The sequence below is a fragment of the Gottfriedia sp. S16(2024) genome (assembly GCF_050473765.1).
Taxonomy (GTDB): domain Bacteria; phylum Bacillota; class Bacilli; order Bacillales; family Bacillaceae_G; genus Gottfriedia.
In genome coordinates, this window is the sequence record NZ_JBFLUO010000001.1 from 1,855,005 (window position 1) to 1,873,500 (window position 18,496).

Below are 18,496 nucleotides of genomic sequence, written 5' to 3' on the forward strand. Positions count from 1 at the left end.
TAGGGCACGGCTTGAAAATACTTTTTAATTGCTTTAAGATTAGAATGAGAATAAAATGAGAATGAACTTAAAATAGCCATTTTCTATTTTATAGAATTTTTATGTAATATTATGGAGGGTGTAAAATGGGAGCTTCTACATTAAAAATAAAAGACCTTCAAGTAGCAATTGAAGGAAAGCAAATTTTAAAAGGTGTAAACCTTGAAGTAAAAGGTGGAGAAATTCACGCAATCATGGGACCAAATGGTACAGGTAAATCAACTTTATCTTCTGCTATTATGGGTCATCCTAAATATGAAGTAATCGGTGGTAGCATCGAGCTTGATGGCAACGATGTTTTAGAAATGGAAGTTGATGAGCGAGCTCAAGCTGGTCTTTTCCTAGCTATGCAATACCCAAGTGAAATTAGTGGTGTAACAAACGCAGATTTCTTACGTTCTGCAATGAATGCACGTCGCGAAGAAGGCGATGAAATTTCATTAATGAAATTTATCCGTACATTAGATAAAAACATGGAATTCTTAGAAATGGATCCAGAAATGGCTCAACGTTACTTAAATGAAGGATTCTCAGGTGGAGAGAAAAAACGTAATGAGATTCTTCAAATGATGATGATCCAACCTAAAATTGCTATTCTTGACGAAATTGACTCAGGTTTAGATATCGATGCATTAAAAGTAGTTTCTAAAGGTGTTAACGAAATGCGTGGAGAAGAGTTTGGTTGCTTAATCATCACTCACTACCAACGCTTATTAAACTACATTACTCCTGACTTCGTTCACGTAATGATGCAAGGTCGTATTGTAAAATCAGGTGGTCCTGAATTAGCTGCACGTTTAGAAGCTGAAGGATATGACTGGATTAAACAAGAATTAGGTATCGAAGACGAGACTGTTGGGCAAGAAGCTTAATCGGATAGGAGGGATTCTCATGACAACTGGTACTACAATTCCATTTAGTCAAGAAACAGTTAAGCAGCTTTCTGCACTGCTAAATGAACCTGCATATTTCACAGAGTTCCGTTTAAATGCACTAGCAAAAGCTGAATCACTTTCTCTTCCAAAGCCAGATAAAACAAATATCTCTAAATGGGATTTCTTTGGAAAAGAATTTAATGTTACAACAGGAAATGTTCCTACAAAAGATCAATTACCAGAGTCAGTAACATCTTTAATAAATGAAGACACTGATCAATCAGTTTATGTACAATATAATGGATCTGCTGTATATCACTCTCTTTCTTCTGAAGCAAAAGAAAAAGGTGTAGTATTCGTAGATTTACACACGGCGATTAAAGATCACGAAGATCTTGTGAAAAAATATTTTATGACAGAGGCTGTAAAAGTCGATGAAAATAAATTAATCGCATTACATGCAGCATTAGTAAATGGTGGAGCTTTCTTATACATTCCTAAAAATGTAGTATTAGAAAAACCAATCCAATCTATTTTTGTTGTAGATGGCGAAAACGTACCTGCATATAACCACGTACTTGTTGTTGCAGATGCAAACAGTGAAGTTACTTATGTTGAAAACTATGTTTCTACATCTGCTGATTTAGATGCGGCTGTTGTAAACGTTATTACAGAAGTAATTACATTAGATAATGCAAAAGTTCGTTATGGTGCTGTTGATACGTTAGCAAAAGGTGTAACTGCTTATGTTGTTCGTCGTGGTCATGCTGGTCGCGATAGCAAAATTGAGTGGGCACTTGGTCTAATGAACGATGGAAACTCAGTTTTCGAAAATGTTACAAACCTAATTGGAGACGGTTCTTTCGGCGACATGAAAATGGTTACTGTAGGCCGTGGTGAGCAAACTCAAAACTTTACAACAAGCATTATTCACTTTGGTAAAGGATCTGAAGGTTGGATCTTAAAACATGGTGTATCAATAGATTCTGCTACTTCAATCTTTAATGGTATTGGGAAAATTGAACACGGCGCTTCTAAGTCTAATGCACAACAAACTTCACGTGTATTAATGCTTAGTGAAAAAGCTCGTGGAGATGCGAACCCAATTCTATTAATTGATGAAAATGATGTTATGGCAGGTCACGCTGCTTCAGTTGGTAAAGTAGATCCAACTCAGCTGTACTACTTAATGAGTCGCGGTATTCCGAAGAAAGAAGCAGAGCGCTTAGTTATTCACGGATTCTTAGCACCTGTAGTTTCGGAATTACCAATTGAAGAAGTTAAAAAAATGCTTGTTGATGTAATTGAGAGGAAGGTTAAGTAATGGATGTTAAAGCAATCCGTGAAGCCTTTCCGATATTAAATCAAGAAGTAAATGGACATCCTTTAGTATATCTGGATAGTGCTGCAACTTCACAAAAACCTGTTCAAGTAATAGAAGCTGTTGCTAACTACTATAAAGAATATAATTCTAACGTTCATAGAGGTGTACACACTCTAGGAACAAAAGCTACTGATGCATACGAGGGAGCTCGTGATAAAGTTCGTAAATTTATTAATGCATCATCAATTGAAGAAATTATTTTTACTAGAGGCACAACTACTGCAATTAATACAGTTGCTGCTAGCTACGGAAGAACGAACTTAAAAGCTGGAGATGAAATTGTGATTTCTTATATGGAACATCACAGTAATATTATTCCTTGGCAACAAGTTGCAAAAGCTACTGGCGCAACATTAAAATATATACCATTAGAAGAAGATGGTTCAATCAGCGTTGAGCAAGCAAAAGCTATAATTAACTCAAATACAAAAATAGTTGCGATTATGTACGTTTCAAACGTACTTGGTTCAATTAACCCTGTTAAAGAGATTGCAGCAATTGCTCATCAAAATGGAGCAATCATGCTTGTTGATGGTGCACAAAGTACTCCACATATGAAGGTCGACGTTCAAGACTTAGATTGCGATTTTTACGCATTTTCAGGTCATAAAATGTGTGCTCCTACGGGTATTGGTGTACTTTATGGTAAAAAACATCTTCTTGAAAACATGGAACCTATTGAATTTGGTGGGGAAATGATTGATTTTGTTGACTTACAAGATTCTACTTGGAAAGAACTACCATGGAAATTTGAAGGTGGAACTCCTATCATTGCTGGTGCAGTTGGTTTAGGCGCTGCTATTGATTTCTTAACTGAAATCGGTATGGATAATATCGAAAAGCATGAACATGAGATTGCGAATTATGCACTTGAACAGTTATCTACTGTAAAAGGAGTAACAATCTATGGTCCGAAGCATCGTGCAGGGCTAGTAACGTTTAATGTGGAAGATGTGCATCCACATGATGTTGCAACTGTATTAGATGTAGAGGGAATTGCTGTTCGAGCTGGCCATCACTGTGCTCAGCCATTAATGAGATGGTTAAAGGTATCTGCTACTGCTCGTGCAAGTTTTTATCTGTATAATACAAAAGAAGATGTAGATGCTTTTGTAAGAGGATTAGTTAAAACGAAGGAGTATTTCAGCGATGTCTATTAATCGAAACATTGATCTAGATGCTTTATATCGTCGCGTGATAATGGACCATTATAAAAACCCTCGTAACAAAGGGGTAGGGGCAATATCAGAAAACGATGTAACAATAAACATGAATAACCCTACTTGTGGTGATCGCATTGAACTTCGTTTAAAGGTTGATGATGGAATAGTATCAGATGCGCGTTTTGACGGTGAAGGATGTTCAATTTCAATGGCGTCAGCTTCAATGATGACTCACGCAATTAAAGGTAAAAAAATAGAGGAAGCTCTACAGCTTGCTCAAATATTTTCAGATATGATGCTTGGAAAAGAATACGATGAATCAATTGATTTAGATGATATTGAAGCACTACAAGGTGTTTCGAAGTTTCCAGCACGAATTAAATGTGCAACACTTGCATGGAAAGCGATGGAGAAGGGCTTAAAATCAGAGGAATAATCCTCTGAGCTTAATCCTACTCTTCTATTAGAAGGGAGTATGAATAATGTCTACTAATTTGCCGGATATTAGTGATTATAAATATGGTTTTCATGACCGTGACGTATCAATCTTCCGTTCAGAGCGTGGTTTAACAAAGGAAATCGTTGAAGAAATTTCACGTATGAAAAATGAACCACAATGGATGTTAGATTTCCGTTTAAAATCTTTACAATATTTCTATGATATGCCAATGCCTCAATGGGGTGGAGACATGTCTGATTTACGCTTTGATGAAATTACTTACTATGTAAAACCATCAGAGAAAACAGAAAAGTCTTGGGATGAAGTACCTGAAGAAATCAAAAATACTTTTGATAAATTGGGTATTCCTGAAGCAGAACAAAAGTATTTAGCTGGTGTATCTGCACAGTATGAGTCTGAGGTAGTTTACCACAGCATGAAACAAGATTTAACTGATCTTGGTATCTTATTTACTGATACAGACACAGCATTACGTGAGCATGAAGAAATTTTCAAAGAGCACTTTGGAAAAGTAATTCCGCCTACTGATAACAAATTTGCTGCATTAAACTCAGCTGTTTGGTCTGGTGGATCATTCATCTACGTACCAAAAGGTGTTAAAGTTGATACGCCACTTCAAGCGTATTTCCGTATTAACTCTGAAAATATGGGTCAATTTGAACGTACATTAATCATTGCTGATGAAGGTGCACATGTTCATTACGTTGAAGGTTGTACAGCTCCTGTATATACAACAAACTCACTTCACTCTGCAGTAGTAGAAATCATCATTAAGAAGGATGCATACTGCCGCTATACAACAATTCAGAACTGGGCGAATAACGTATTCAACCTAGTTACGAAACGTGCTGTTTGTGAAGCGAATGCAACAATGGAATGGATCGATGGAAACATTGGTTCAAAATTAACAATGAAATACCCAGCAGTTATCCTTAAAGGTGAAGGTGCTCGTGGCCTTACACTTTCTATTGCAATCGCTGGTAAAGGACAACACCAAGATGCTGGTGCTAAAATGATTCACTTAGCTCCAAATACTTCATCTACAATTGTTTCGAAATCTATTTCTAAACATGGTGGTAAAGTAACGTATCGTGGTATCGTACACTTCGGTCGTAAAGCAGCTGGATCACGTTCAAATATCGAGTGTGATACGTTAATTATGGATAATGCGTCAACTTCTGATACAATTCCATACAACGAAATCTTAAACGACAATATTTCTCTTGAGCACGAAGCGAAAGTTTCGAAAGTATCTGAAGAGCAATTATTCTACTTAATGAGCCGTGGTATTTCTGAGCAAGAAGCTACAGAAATGATCGTAATGGGCTTCATTGAGCCATTTACAAAAGAATTACCAATGGAATACGCAGTTGAAATGAACCGTCTGATTAAATTCGAGATGGAAGGTTCTATTGGTTAATCCATTGAATAAAGATAAACCCTGTTGCCAATTGGTAACAGGGTTTTTTGAGGTTGAATTTTATATGAAATTTAAGAATAGGTATAGAACCATTGGATGCATTAGTTTTTTTCATTGGTTCTTTTAGTCGTGTTAATTATTGAAAGAATCATGTCGAGTTCTGTTAAAAGTGATTGAAATTATAGCATATTATTAGCATTTTGACCTTAAAATAACACGACTTAACACGATTGAGTAATACATTAATAATCTATATAATTCGAATTGTATGAAAATTGAATGGAAAAAATTTCAATTAGAAACTACTAAGCTTCAAAAGAAGTTATTAGTAACCCCTATTTTCAAAATTGAGCCATTCAATTTTCCTCATCTATATTTTATTATTGAGGAGTGAATTGAAAGCATGAAAAGGAAATTAAAAAAGGTTTCAACCGTTGCACTAGGAGTAGGTTTAGCTTCTAGCAGTTTAATAGCTTCGTATTTGAGTACCTCTTCTAAAGTCCATGCAACTACGTCAACTCAACAAGTTATATTCAGTAATTTACAACAAGAAAATACGTCTAGTAGTTTGAATCAAACAGAGAAATTACTTAATAGTTTAACTTCCGAACAAAAGAAAGCCCTAGTAAACTTGCAATCAATCAATGAAACGGGTTTACACTTAGCACAAAATATTGACAAAAATAGTTCAGAAGAGATCTCCGTTATAGTTGAATTTAAACAACCTACAACTAAAGCCGCAGTATTAAAAGCAGCAACGGAAGGGAAAATTTTAGATGAAAAGGAAGCGGACAAATTAGTAGATGATTCACATGCTTCTTTTAACAATGATTTATTAAAAGTATTATCGGCAAAAGGAACTAAGAAAGCATCTGCATACAAAGTAAATCGCACGTTTAAAACAACATTTAATGGTATTTCAATGAAACTTCCTGCAAATCAAGTTGAAAATTTATTAAAATCGGAAGCTGTTAAAGCTGTTTATAGCGATGTAGAAATAAAGGCAGAACCACCAGTTCAGGCTAAAGATATTGCTCCAGAACAAATGGGGTTAGGAATGGCTGATGAGCGCTCGTATTTACAAGTGGACAAGTTACATGCTGAAGGCCATACAGGTAAAGGAATTAAAGTAGGAATTTTAGATACTGGTATGGATTATAACCATCCGGATTTAAAATCGGCCTATAAAGGTGGATACGATTTTGTAGATAATGATAATGATCCAATGGAAACTACATATGAGGATTGGAAGAAATCAGGAAAGGCAGAAAAAAACGCCAATGGTACATATTATACGGAACACGGTACGCACGTTTCTGGTACGATAGGCGGTCGAGGTGCAAATAACAGTAAATATGCTACAACAGGTATTGCCCCGGGTGCTGATTTATATGCATATCGAGTATTAGGTCCATATGGATCGGGTCCGACTAATGGAATTATTGCTGCAATAGATAAAGCTACTGAGGATGGGATGGACGTTATTAATATGTCATTGGGCTCCGCTACAAATAATCCAATGGAGCCTTTAAGTATAGCGGTAAATAATGCTGTTTTAAATGGAGTAACGGTAGTTCTATCTGCTGGTAATTCTGGGGATGGAATGTATTCGTTAGGTACACCGGGTGCTTCAGCATTAGCAATTACTGTAGGTGCAAGTGATGTACCTGTTTCCATAGCAAGCTATAAAGGGATACTAGACACAGTCACTGCAGATTTACGTGCAATTGCGTTTAGCTATAAAGATGATATAAATTACCTTAAAGGAAAATCACTTCCTGTTGTATATGCTGGCATGGGTGCAGCAGCTGATTTTGCAGGAATCGATGTAAAAGGTAAAATTGCTTTAATAAGCCGTGGGAAGGGTATTCCGCTAGCTAATAAAATTACAGAAGCAAAAAATAATGGTGCAGCTGCTGTGCTTTTGTTTAATGATAATGCGGCAGAAGGTCATATTCCTGCCTATTTAGCAGAAGGCCAAAATTACATCCCAACGTTTTCATTAAGTAATGCAGACGGTCTAGCGTTAAAGTCAAAGGTAGATAATGGGCAAAATAACTTTACTTTTGGAGAGATGAAGGAATTAAAATTACAAGGTGATAATTTGGCTACTTTTAGTTCTCGAGGACCAAGTAGGACAAATTATGACATAAAACCAGAAGTAGTTGCACCAGGTGTGTCCATGATGTCAACTGTTCCTTCCGATGTAGTAAATGGTGATAAAGGGGACGACTATGAGTATGCTTATGCACGTTTATCGGGCACATCAATGGCAGCTCCTGTTGTTACTGGTATTTCTGCTCTTTTACTAGAAGAAAATCCTAATTTGCAACCGTCCGATGTTAAGAGTGTTTTAATGAATACTGCAGATTCATTAAGTAAACCATATAGTGTTTTTGAGCAAGGCGCAGGACGTGTCGATCCATATGAAGCGGTTCATTCAACTATAGAAATTACAGTAAAAGATAAAACAAATATGATTGAAAATGGAGAAACGAAGGTAATTAATGATGAAACTGGTGGCCTTAGCTTCGGGCGAGCAGTTTTAACAGGTGAAGACATTTCAGATTCACGTTCTGTCAAGATTAGTAACAACGGGGAAAAAGCTAAAACATTTGATGTGAAAGTACAATATCAAACAGATTTAAGAGGATCAAAAGACGCAGAGAAAAACGGAGTGAAGGTTCTAACCGAAAATTCTATAAAAGTAAATGGTAATAGTAGTAAAAAACAATCCGTGTTTTTATCGATTCCAAAAACAGCAGAAACAGGTATCTATGAAGGGTATGTAATCTATACTAACAGGAATAACCCATCTGAAGTGTACCAAATACCGTTTGGTGTAACGTATGAAGAAAACAAATTTGAAGCATTTGACATTTTAGGATCGCATGCAGTTGCTGCAAACGCCACTTTCGATCAAAGTATATTTTCAGTAAGCGGTTTTTTTGTAAACTTTAAATTAAAAGGACATGTTAAACGAATTGATTTCTTATATTTGGATCCAAAAACTAACAAAATCTTGGGACATTCAGGATATATTAGTGGAAATGCTTTAAATCCAAGTACAAATTATAATTCTGCAAACTTAGGCTTTAGTACACCATTTACAGGTGATCAAAGTAAGCCGTTTTCTTCTGATGCTGAATATATGTCAACTCAGTTTGATCATTTTTCAGAATTTGTTAAGCATGGAGACTATAAATTTAGGGCAATTGCAACGGACGATCAAGGGAATACATTTAGTTCTGACACTTACTTATTTGTAGATAATACGGCGCCAAAATTTAATATCACTTCTCTTCCTCATGGTGTTTACGAATATGAAGATGGACAAAAATCAGTATTAGTTTCGGGATCAATTGACGAAGAAAATATTAAAACGATGAATGAATATGGTTTTACTAGAGATCAATCTGCAAATAAAGTAGCGTTTTATTATAATAGAGATTTACTAAAACCAGACAAAACAGCAAATACTGCAAATGGTTTTGTTCCTTTAAATCCAGATGGTACGTTTAATGCGAATATGCCAATTGATGATACGGTGCCAATTCTTCCAGTTCGTTTCTTTGGTGTAGGTGTATCAAGTGCAGTTGATTATCCGAACGCACACGTAACCTATTTTGTAAAAAAAGGCACGCAATATGTAGATGCTAAGCCAGATCAGGTTAACCCAACGATGGGAGATACAGTTACTTATACACTAACAGCAAATAATGTAAAAAAAGTAAATGATCAAACATTTACTTTTGATTATTTAAATAAAAATTTTGAAATAGAAAATGTAACAATACGTCCAGAATTACTGAAAAAAGCTAACGTACAGTTAGAACATAAAGAATTAACTAGTAATGGAGAACTGAATAAACATTCGATCCATCTAGCAATAAATAACACAGATGGTATAACTGGAACAACTCCAATGGTAGACGTTAAGGTAAAAGTAAAGAATGAAGATTATTATGAAGGGATTTTACAATTGCAAAATCTTACTTCTACTTATGTGAATACAGATAAAGCGGAAATCTCTATTCCTAGTTTATCGGTGGAATCTTATGTGAAACCATCATTCTCACAATTAACATTTTCTCCAATTGCTGAAGGGTTACATTACACGTATGATGGAAGAAATTTAAACATGAGGGACTATACAAATATAGGTGCGAGTGCATATGTTACAGATGCAAACAACAAATTATACAATGGCACTATAACTTCTTATCCTATAACTTCACCAGCTTATGGGACATACCTGTGGCCTAAAGCAACAATTAAATTGCCTGTCACAAATAAAGAAATGATGTTCACTATTCATGTTCCAGGGCATTTTAAATATAGCAGACCATTTACATTATTTAAACAAGCAGGCGATCAGTATCGTGGCGAATGGAACAATATTTATGGTGAAGTGCAATTAGAAGCCGGTGATGTGAACGGTGACCAAGTCGTTGACGTTATGGACGCAATTTATATGCAAACATATTGGGGTACGAATAAGCGTGCTGCAGATATTAATTTTGATGGCAAGGTTGATCTGACAGACTTTGCATTTATTGAAAAAAATTACAAGTTAAAAAATCCGTCAATGACGAATGCTCCAAGTCCGAAATTAAAATATAAAGGTTTGACATTAGAAAAAGTCAAAGCAGAGTTGGAGAAGATGGAATAGACGTTAACTTTATCATTCTTTAGGGACTCTCCTACTTAAAAGCATGGCAATCTTGCCATGCTTTTTTCTATTAGGAACAATAAGCATGATTTTAATTTAGTTACCTTTTTTATGGTAAAATTTAACTTGAAAGGTCACGAGATGTTGTTAAAGGAATTTATATTTTAGTGTGGGAGGAGTTTTTTTATGAATTTTAACCTTAAAGAAGCGATTGAAGTTTTAGAAAGAACACCCAAATCATTAGAGTCCCTTTTGTCAGGTTTATCTGAATCTTGGCTATGTAGCAATGAAGGTGAAGGAACATGGAATGCTTCTGAAGTAATCGACCATCTAATTGAGTGTGAAAAAACAAATTGGATTCCAAGATTGAACAGCATACTTAACAAAGAAGGAAACAACCATTTCCCGCCATTCGATCGTTTTTCGCATTTAAATGAAAAACATGAAAAATCAGTAGAAGAAAGATTACTAGAATTCAAAAATTTAAGAGCAGAAAATATTACAAAATTACAATCATTGGTTGACCCTAATTTACACCTAGAATTAGAAGGGGTTCATCCAGATCTTGGAACAGTTAAATTAAGAGAATTACTATCTACTTTTGTCGTACATGATCTAACCCATATAGCTCAAATTACAAGAGTGATGGCAAAAAGATATAAAACTGACGTAGGACCTTGGATTGCAAATTTAAGTATATTAAAACAATAGCCAGTGTTTATAAATGGTATTATTCATACTCGGGGAAATCCGAGTTTTTTTGTGTTAAACTATTATTTAAAATATAGAGAAGATAGATGTTTAGTGTATTTATAAAGGGGAGAAATTTAGGTTGGATATCATTCTACAAATTCTTATACTCATCAGTATAGGACTCGCTGCAGGAACAGTCGGATCATTGATTGGTTTAGGCGGAGGAATTATTATTGTTCCAATGCTACTTAATATTGATCACTTTTTATCCGCTTTTTCGACTGTGCCAATTCATGTTGCAGTTGGAACTTCACTGATTACAATTGTGTTTTCTTCGCTTTCATCCACCCTTTCGTATCATAAGCAAAAACGAATCGATTATAAGAGTGGCATTTTATTTTTAATAGGTAGTGTTCCTGGTAGCTTACTAGGTACTTACATCAATTCGCTTTTAAATACTGAGCGGTTTACTTTATTTTTTGGGATATTTTTAATCTGTATATCAGTCTTTCTATTTGTTTCTGCAAAATTAAATAGAAAATCAAAGGAATTACATAAGGGTATTATACGAACATTTACAAATGATGAAGGCGAGGCATATACATATAGCTATAGTCTTCCATTGGCGATTTCATTGTCTATTTGTATCGGGATCATCTCAGGTTTATTTGGAATTGGTGGAGGAATATTGTTAGTACCAATGATGGCGTTTTTATTCGGTTTTCCACCTCAGTTAGCTGTAGCGACTTCAATGTTTGTCGTTATGTTTACGACACTTGGAAGCTCAATTTCATACATCACATTAGGAGAAGTAAATTTCTATTACATTCTTTTACTTATTCCTGGCGCATGGTTTGGTGGGAAAATTGGAGCGTATATTAATCAAAAATTAAAAACTGAAACAATCGCATTAATTTTAAGGTTAGTCGTGTTATTTTATGGCATAAAATTAATTATAGAAAATATTTAAAAAAAGGATGGTGGAACAATGGAAACAAATCAATCTATAAATATTCGGTTGTTCCATACAAATGACATTCACAGCCACTTCGAAACGTGGCCAACAATTGTCGGTTTGTTGAAGTCTAAAAGAGAATTAGCCAAAGGAAAAGGGGAGGCCACACTTACTTTTGATATTGGTGATTTCGTTGATCGATTTCATCCAATCTCTGAGGCCACTTTAGGAAAGGGTAATGTGAAACTTTTAAATGATGCAAAGTTTGATGCAATTACAATAGGTAATAATGAAGGAATTACCTTATCTAAAGGTGAGTTGTTAAATCTTTACGAAGATGCAAAGTTTGATGTATTAGTTGGTAATTTAGCCATTACAGATGAAGGTACCGAGAGTATCAGCAAGCCTTTTGAAATATATGAAAAAAATGGAGTAAAGCTAGGAGTAATTGGATTAACAGTCGCTTATCCTGTGTTTTATGAAACTTTAGGATGGAGTATAAAAGATCCGTTTGACATGTTAAATAGCGTCCTTCCAATTGTCAAAGCGCAATCTGACATTGTCATAATACTTTCTCATTTAGGTATGAGAGACGATCAGAGAATTGCTGAACAATTTTCAGGAGTCGATATTATCTTAGGCGCACATACTCACCATCTATTTCCAAATGGGGAGTATGCTGGTGAAACTTTACTTTGTGGAACAGGTAAACACGGTAACTATTTAGGCGAGGTTTTAATTACTGTAAATAAAGAGACGAAAAGTATAATGAATACTGAAGCTTCAGTTACTGAAGTTCATACAGTCCCTAAAGATTATCAAGATGAAGTGACGAAACTCATGCTGGCTAATTTAATGAGATTAAGTGAAGAAATTTTAAGTGAACCAGTGACACATCTACCGAGTGACATGCATGTGAATTGGTTTAAAGATAGTCCATTGCTGAAATTATTAGCGAATGCACTTCGCCAATGGACAAAATCAGATATCAGTATATTAAATTCGGGTATTTTACTTGATGGCTTATCGCATGGACTTGTTACAAAGGGTGACATTCATCGAATATGCCCACATCCTATTAATCCTTGTGTTGTTAATTTGTCTGGTAAGGAATTACTAGATGTTTTAAATCGCTGTGAAGATAAAGAGTTGACTCATTTGAAGATGAAAGGTTTTGGATTTAGAGGTAAAGTAATTGGAAAAATGGTTTACGATGGAATCACTTTTGTTAAAAGGGATAAGAAAAGACATTTTTATCAAGAAGAATTATTTATTAATGGAGAAATGTTAGATTTAAGCCGAATGTATACGATCGGAACTTTGGATTTATTTACGTTTGGCCATTTAATTCCTACAATTCGTGATGCTAGTCATAAAAGATTTTTTATGCCTGAATTTATTCGTGACGTGTTATTTGGGGCTTTAAAAAGTGTCTAAAATTTATCAAGTTTAGACAGGTTTCACTTTTGTTTTTTTCTCATATTTTAGAATGAGAAAGGAGCGTTGAACTTGATCAATTTAAGCCCAATTAAAATAGATAATCATACATTTAATGCTGTTACGGTTTTACTTCCAAAAACTACATTATTAGTCGTTATGAATGATAAGGGATATATTATGTGCGGAGCATTAGATGTAGCTTTATTAAATGAAAAATTGCGCGACCGTCAAATTATTGCAGGCCGAGCAGTTGGTGTAAAAACAATAGAAGAATTATTAAATGCGCCTTTAGAGTCTATCACTGTTGAAGCAGAAAAATTAGGTATTCAAAAAGGAATGATTGGAAAAGACGCATTATTAAAGATGATATAAAATAAGCCACTAAATTTTTTTAGTGGCTTCATTTGTAAACGAATGCCCAAAAAAATCGATTATTACAATGTATTAACTGTAATGAAGAACCATATATTTAATTAAAAAATTGTTGAAGGAGAAAACAATGAGAGTTGTTGAAGCATCAACACTTGTTCCAGGTACGATCTTAGGAATGCCGGTTTATACTGAACATGGAAAAATGATCGTAAATGCAAATATTCCTTTAACAGAAGAGATGATTAAGCAAATACATAAATTAGCTACTCCATTTGTTTTAGTACATGCTCAATTATCAGAACGCTTAACGGAAGAGAAAGTATCAAATAAACTTCGCATTGAAATCACGAAAAAAATAGAAGATGCTTTTGTTAAATTAATTAGCGAAGATTTATATTTAAGATGTCTATCTTTAGAAAAAAACGAATCTAGGCTTAAAGAAATTATAAAGTCACTGCATAATGAATTATGGCAACAGAATGATGTTTTATCTTTATTAGCTGACTTAATAATATATGATGAGTGTATCTTTAGACATTCACTAAATGTAGCTATGTATTCTTTAGGAATTGGAACGATTTTAGATTTAAGTAAAATCCAGCTTAATTTACTTGGATTAGGTGCACTTTTACATGATATTGGGAAGATGGTCATACCAAAAAAGATTTTAAATAAACGCGACCGTTTAACTGAAGAAGAATATTCGTACATTAAACAACATACCATTGCTGGATACGATATACTACGACAAGTACCTACTATTCATCCGGTAATTGCAGACTGTGCATTACAGCATCATGAAAGGATCAATGGGAGCGGGTATCCAAAAGGAATATTTGGTGAGGAAATGCATCTTTTTTCAAAGATTATTGGGATTGCCGACTTTTTTGATGCTGTAACTTCAAATCGAGTTTATCGACAAGCAATGCTTCCGCATGAAGGATTAACATTATTAAATAGTGGAAGTGATAAATTATTTGATGCTAGATTAGTCAGCATTTTTAATGATCTACTAACCATTTATCCAACGGGATTATACGTAAAATTGAGTGATGGTAGACGCGGAATTGTTTTCAGGCAAAATGATGTTTCTACAGATCGTCCAGTTGTACGGATATTTGAAGAAAACGGAAGAAAGGTAAGTACTCCTTATGAAGTGAATCTTTATAATGAGTTAAAATTAGAGATTATCGAGTGTGATCAAACAATAAAACAAAGCATTTATTAATAAATGACAGAAATTACTGAGGCATCTTTTTTATTGTTTTTGTACAAATCCATTAAGAATGAACAAGCAATGACATGCATACCCATTAGTAAGGGGGCATGGATACGATGAAAAGATTTAAGTACAGACGTGTTCCAAAAAATAAATTTTTTGTTTCAAAAAGAAAATCTTTTGGCGGATATAAAACTGGTTCAACTCAAATAACAGAATCAATTCGTAATATATTTCCAAATAAATATGTAGTTATTAGTATTGTTTTACTATTTTTTTCCTTTTATGCTTTTTGGCAAATTGATAAAATTTTCACCCCGACCATTTTGAAATATTCTGAGAAACAAACAAGACGAATTGCATCCCTAGTCATAAACGAAGCATATGAATCAGCCTCTAAGGAATTACAGGGTCAGGATATTATCATTCGGGATGTCGATGAAAATGGGAAAGCAGTAATTAGTACAAATACATACTTAATTAATAAAATAATTGGTTCCACTACTCAGCACGTTGAAGAAAATATACGTAGAGTTGAAAATGGAGATATATCATTTTTATCTTTATCAAAATCAGAAATGAACAAAATGAAGGCAGATCATGATGGACTTTATTTAAAAGTACCGATTGGAGTCGTTACAAATACAGTATTACTAGGAAAACTTGGACCTACTATACCAGTTCGTTTTTCTGTAGTCGGTGATGCAGTGGCAAATGTTACACAGGAAGTTAAGCCATTTGGGTTTGATAATTCTGTAGTCGAAATTATTATGAATGTAGAAGTAAATATGAATGTAATTATCCCGTTTAGTACGAAATCAACAAAGGTGAAAGTACAAGTCCCAATTGCTACTGAAATCATCGATGGAGAAGTTCCTAGTTATATTCCATTTACTCCAAATACTCAACAAACCATACCACAAACTCCATCAACAACAAACGGAAAAAAATAAATTTAAAAATAGAGCAGACTAACTTAGTACACCAGTATAAATTAGTCTGCTTTTTTATTTTACATTACTCAACTACTCCTTTGGCTTCGCCTAAAAACTCGGAAATCGACGAGTTTTTTTATTTGTTTCTATCTTGACGCTCCCAAAGACTTAATCTTGGATAAGGATCAAAAGACCACTCTGCGTAACCATTGTCTTTGTATATACCATAGTGTAAATGCGGAGGGAATTTTCCAGATGTCCCTGGAGGTCCGTAACCAGTACTTCCAACATAACCGATGAGTGTTCCTGGCTCTACTACTTGCCCTCTTTGAATGTCTTTGTTAAAGCCCCCTAGATGAGCGTAGTAATGATAATTATTATTTAAGTCTCGAATTCCGATTCTCCATCCTCCAATGCGATTCCAGCCCTTTGTTTCAATAATTCCATAGCATGTGGACCTTACAGGAGTACCATAATTTGCAAATATATCAGTACCTTCATGAACTCTTCGTCCGCCAAAGCTTCGAGGGGCACCCCATGTACTTCGATAACTATGTGTACTGTGAATTGGTAATGGGAACGCATTACCTTCTATATTTAACTTTCCGTAATACTGATATAAACGGGCATATTCATCGATAATATCAACAGTTATTGCTCTTTGGTAGTAATCCCATAGCATCATTCGGATATATTGCCTGGATGGCCCATAGAAATGTAATCGATGAATGAAAGTGTATAGAATATCCTCATCATCTTCTAGTGAAGCTTTTCCATCACTATTTCCATCTAAACCAATTCCGCTAAATAAATGGATTGTAGGGGCGTATGTGTCTTTCTTAACCGGATTTGAAAGCCCGCTCCAATCCTCTGGCTTGATATAAATTGAGAGGACACCATTTTGGCGCTTTGGTATATCGTTTCTTACACTGCGGACATTGCGTTCATAAGTATCGATCGCAGCAAAGTAATACCAAGGAATAAAGGTTAGTGTTTCACCTTTTTTATATAAGGCCATTCGTTCTTTATTAAGCTGAGCTTGATCAATTTCTTCTGCATTTGTAAATGATGGCACAATGAACATAACCACCATACTAAAGAGTACAATTATTTTTTTCAAAACCATCATCCTTTAAATTGATTTACATATATAGTTTGGTTAAAGAAGCAACTTTCATAAATGGAAATTATAGGGATAATCAAACGAAAGTTTTTCATATCCGTGAAAAATGTAGTAATATATAAACTATTGGAAGAAAAAAATGAAATATGTCGTAAACGAATAAACGTTGGAGGAATTTCAAATGGCATCAAAAAAGGAAGAATATTTAAGAAAGCCTGAGTGGCTAAAAATAAAATTAAACACAAATGAATCTTACACAGAATTAAAGAAAATGATGCGCTCAAAAAATCTTCACACTGTTTGTGAAGAAGCTCGTTGTCCAAATATCCATGAATGTTGGGCTGTAAGAAAAACAGCTACATTTATGATTTTAGGTGCGGTTTGTACTCGTGCATGTCGTTTCTGTGCAGTTAAAACTGGTTTACCAACTGAGCTTGATCTACAAGAACCAGTTCGTGTTGCTGAATCAGTAACACAAATGAACTTAAAGCACGTAGTAATTACAGCGGTTGCTCGTGATGACTTAAGAGACGGTGGAGCAGCTGTATTTGCAGAAACTGTTAGAGAAGTTAGAAAAGCAAATCCATTTACTACAATTGAAGTTTTACCGTCTGATATGGGTGGGAAATTTGAAAACCTTAAAATGCTAATGGATGCAAAACCAGATATTATGAACCATAATATTGAAACAGTAAGAGAATTAACACCACGTGTTCGTGCAAGAGCTACGTATGAAAGATCACTAGAATTTTTACGTAGAGCAAAAGAAATTAACCCTAGCATCCCTACAAAATCAAGCATCATGCTTGGTTTAGGTGAAACAAATGAGCAAATTTACGAAGCTATGGATGATTTACGTGCAGCAGGTGTAAATATCATTACATTAGGTCAATATTTACAACCAACGAAAACTCATTTATCTGTAAAAAAATACTATACTCCTGACGAGTTTGCAGCGCTAAAAGAAGTTGCATTAGGAAAAGGATTCTCACACTGTGAGGCTGGTCCTCTAGTTCGTTCATCATACCATGCTGACGAACAAGTTGAAGCTGCTAAGCAAGCATAATAAAAAAGCAAAAAGCACTAGCCCATGCTAGTGCTTTTATTTTTTATTTTGAAATCTGATCAAAATGCATGCTTTGTTTATCTACATCAAAACCTTGAGCTAAATCTTGTATTTGTTGCTCTAATTGACCATCATTAAGTTGACCATATTTATTTAGGTCCTCAATATTATTAATATTTTTTATCGAATTTGAAGTAAAGATATGATAGTAACTAGGAAGCGCTGATTGTGCTGTTTTTTCAACTTGCTTTCTAGCTAGTTTTTTATCACCATCAGATCGATAAGCAATCAATACCTCTTGGTCTGTAACTAGTGTAGCAGCATCGTCTATATCAGGAAGCTTTACAACTAAATAAGAAATGAATTTTGATACTTCTTGTTTATCAATTGTTAATGTATATTCACCATCTTTACCTAAAACATCTTGCTTTTGTAGTCTAGAAAAGCCATAATCTTTGTAAGAGTTATTTGACATTTTAGCATTTACATCGCCTAAATCCATCGGCTTTGTATTCAATTGTTTAGGTGTTGGATTTGATCGATGTTCATTTTTATATGTTACGTCCTCATAATCGAACTGTCTCGAATGACTTGGACCGAATGAACATCCTGTTAATAAAAATAAGGTTAATAAACAAACTAAATATTTACGCATATTAAATACCACCTTTTAATAATCA

At 34.5% G+C, this 18,496-nt stretch carries 15 protein-coding genes; 13 read left to right on the forward strand and 2 right to left on the reverse strand.

The annotated features are described in order from the left end of the window. Window positions 1-125 precede the first annotated feature (125 nt). The 12 genes from sufC (at window position 126) to yunB (ending at window position 15,645) form a co-directional block, all read left to right on the forward strand. Window positions 126-911, forward strand: coding sequence for a Fe-S cluster assembly ATPase SufC (gene sufC, locus AB1282_RS08725; RefSeq protein WP_056468759.1), 786 nt, complete (start codon window positions 126-128; stop codon window positions 909-911). A 19-nt stretch (window positions 912-930) separates the two neighbouring features. After that, window positions 931-2,238 carry a Fe-S cluster assembly protein SufD gene (gene sufD, locus AB1282_RS08730; protein ID WP_056468756.1) on the forward strand — a complete coding sequence of 436 codons (1,308 nt, stop codon included), beginning with the start codon at window positions 931-933 and terminating at the stop codon, window positions 2,236-2,238. Continuing rightward, entirely contained in the window at window positions 2,238-3,458 is a 1,221-nt protein-coding gene (locus AB1282_RS08735; protein WP_056468753.1) for a cysteine desulfurase, read from the forward strand. Before sufD ends, AB1282_RS08735 begins: the two co-directional genes overlap by 1 nt. Further along, window positions 3,448-3,897, forward strand: coding sequence for a Fe-S cluster assembly sulfur transfer protein SufU (gene sufU / locus AB1282_RS08740; protein WP_025671513.1), 450 nt, complete (start codon window positions 3,448-3,450; stop codon window positions 3,895-3,897). The genes AB1282_RS08735 and sufU overlap by 11 nt, the downstream gene beginning before the upstream one ends. Before the next feature lie 46 nt (window positions 3,898-3,943). Beyond that, window positions 3,944-5,341: a Fe-S cluster assembly protein SufB gene (gene sufB / locus AB1282_RS08745; RefSeq protein WP_056468751.1), complete on the forward strand. Its 1,398-nt coding sequence runs from the start codon at window positions 3,944-3,946 to the stop codon at window positions 5,339-5,341. Window positions 5,342-5,744: 403 nt separating this feature from the next. Continuing rightward, window positions 5,745-10,013: a S8 family serine peptidase gene (locus AB1282_RS08750; protein ID WP_429898911.1), complete on the forward strand. Its 4,269-nt coding sequence runs from the start codon at window positions 5,745-5,747 to the stop codon at window positions 10,011-10,013. A 186-nt stretch (window positions 10,014-10,199) separates the two neighbouring features. Further along, window positions 10,200-10,724: a DinB family protein gene (locus AB1282_RS08755; RefSeq protein ID WP_429898912.1), complete on the forward strand. Its 525-nt coding sequence runs from the start codon at window positions 10,200-10,202 to the stop codon at window positions 10,722-10,724. A 130-nt stretch (window positions 10,725-10,854) separates the two neighbouring features. After that, the gene (locus AB1282_RS08760; RefSeq protein ID WP_056469030.1) at window positions 10,855-11,676 is read left to right on the forward strand and encodes a sulfite exporter TauE/SafE family protein; all 822 of its coding nucleotides are present in this window, start codon (window positions 10,855-10,857) and stop codon (window positions 11,674-11,676) included. Window positions 11,677-11,694: 18 nt separating this feature from the next. Further along, entirely contained in the window at window positions 11,695-13,098 is a 1,404-nt protein-coding gene (locus tag AB1282_RS08765; protein WP_056468741.1) for a bifunctional metallophosphatase/5'-nucleotidase, read from the forward strand. 72 nt (window positions 13,099-13,170) lie between these two features. Next, on the forward strand, window positions 13,171-13,473 hold the full coding sequence (locus AB1282_RS08770) for a YunC family protein (protein ID WP_056468738.1): 303 nt from the start codon (window positions 13,171-13,173) through the stop codon (window positions 13,471-13,473). 127 nt (window positions 13,474-13,600) lie between these two features. After that, window positions 13,601-14,701: an HD-GYP domain-containing protein gene (locus tag AB1282_RS08775; protein ID WP_429898913.1), complete on the forward strand. Its 1,101-nt coding sequence runs from the start codon at window positions 13,601-13,603 to the stop codon at window positions 14,699-14,701. 107 nt (window positions 14,702-14,808) lie between these two features. Beyond that, a complete protein-coding gene (gene yunB, locus AB1282_RS08780; RefSeq protein ID WP_056468732.1) occupies window positions 14,809-15,645 on the forward strand; it encodes a sporulation protein YunB in 837 nt (278 codons plus the stop codon). Window positions 15,646-15,763: 118 nt separating this feature from the next. On the opposite strand, the gene AB1282_RS08785 is transcribed toward yunB, so the two are convergent. Further along, window positions 15,764-16,753: a M23 family metallopeptidase gene (locus AB1282_RS08785; RefSeq protein ID WP_429898914.1), complete on the reverse strand. Its 990-nt coding sequence runs from the start codon at window positions 16,751-16,753 to the stop codon at window positions 15,764-15,766. 178 nt (window positions 16,754-16,931) lie between these two features. Between AB1282_RS08785 and lipA the strand changes: the two genes are divergently transcribed. Beyond that, complete coding sequence (gene lipA, locus AB1282_RS08790; protein WP_056468726.1) at window positions 16,932-17,816, forward strand: lipoyl synthase; 885 nt, start codon at window positions 16,932-16,934, stop codon at window positions 17,814-17,816. A 43-nt stretch (window positions 17,817-17,859) separates the two neighbouring features. Here lipA and AB1282_RS08795 read toward each other — a convergent pair whose 3' ends face one another. Next, the gene (locus AB1282_RS08795) at window positions 17,860-18,471 is read right to left on the reverse strand and encodes a YhcN/YlaJ family sporulation lipoprotein (protein ID WP_056468723.1); all 612 of its coding nucleotides are present in this window, start codon (window positions 18,469-18,471) and stop codon (window positions 17,860-17,862) included. Between the last annotated feature and the right edge of the window lie 25 nt (window positions 18,472-18,496).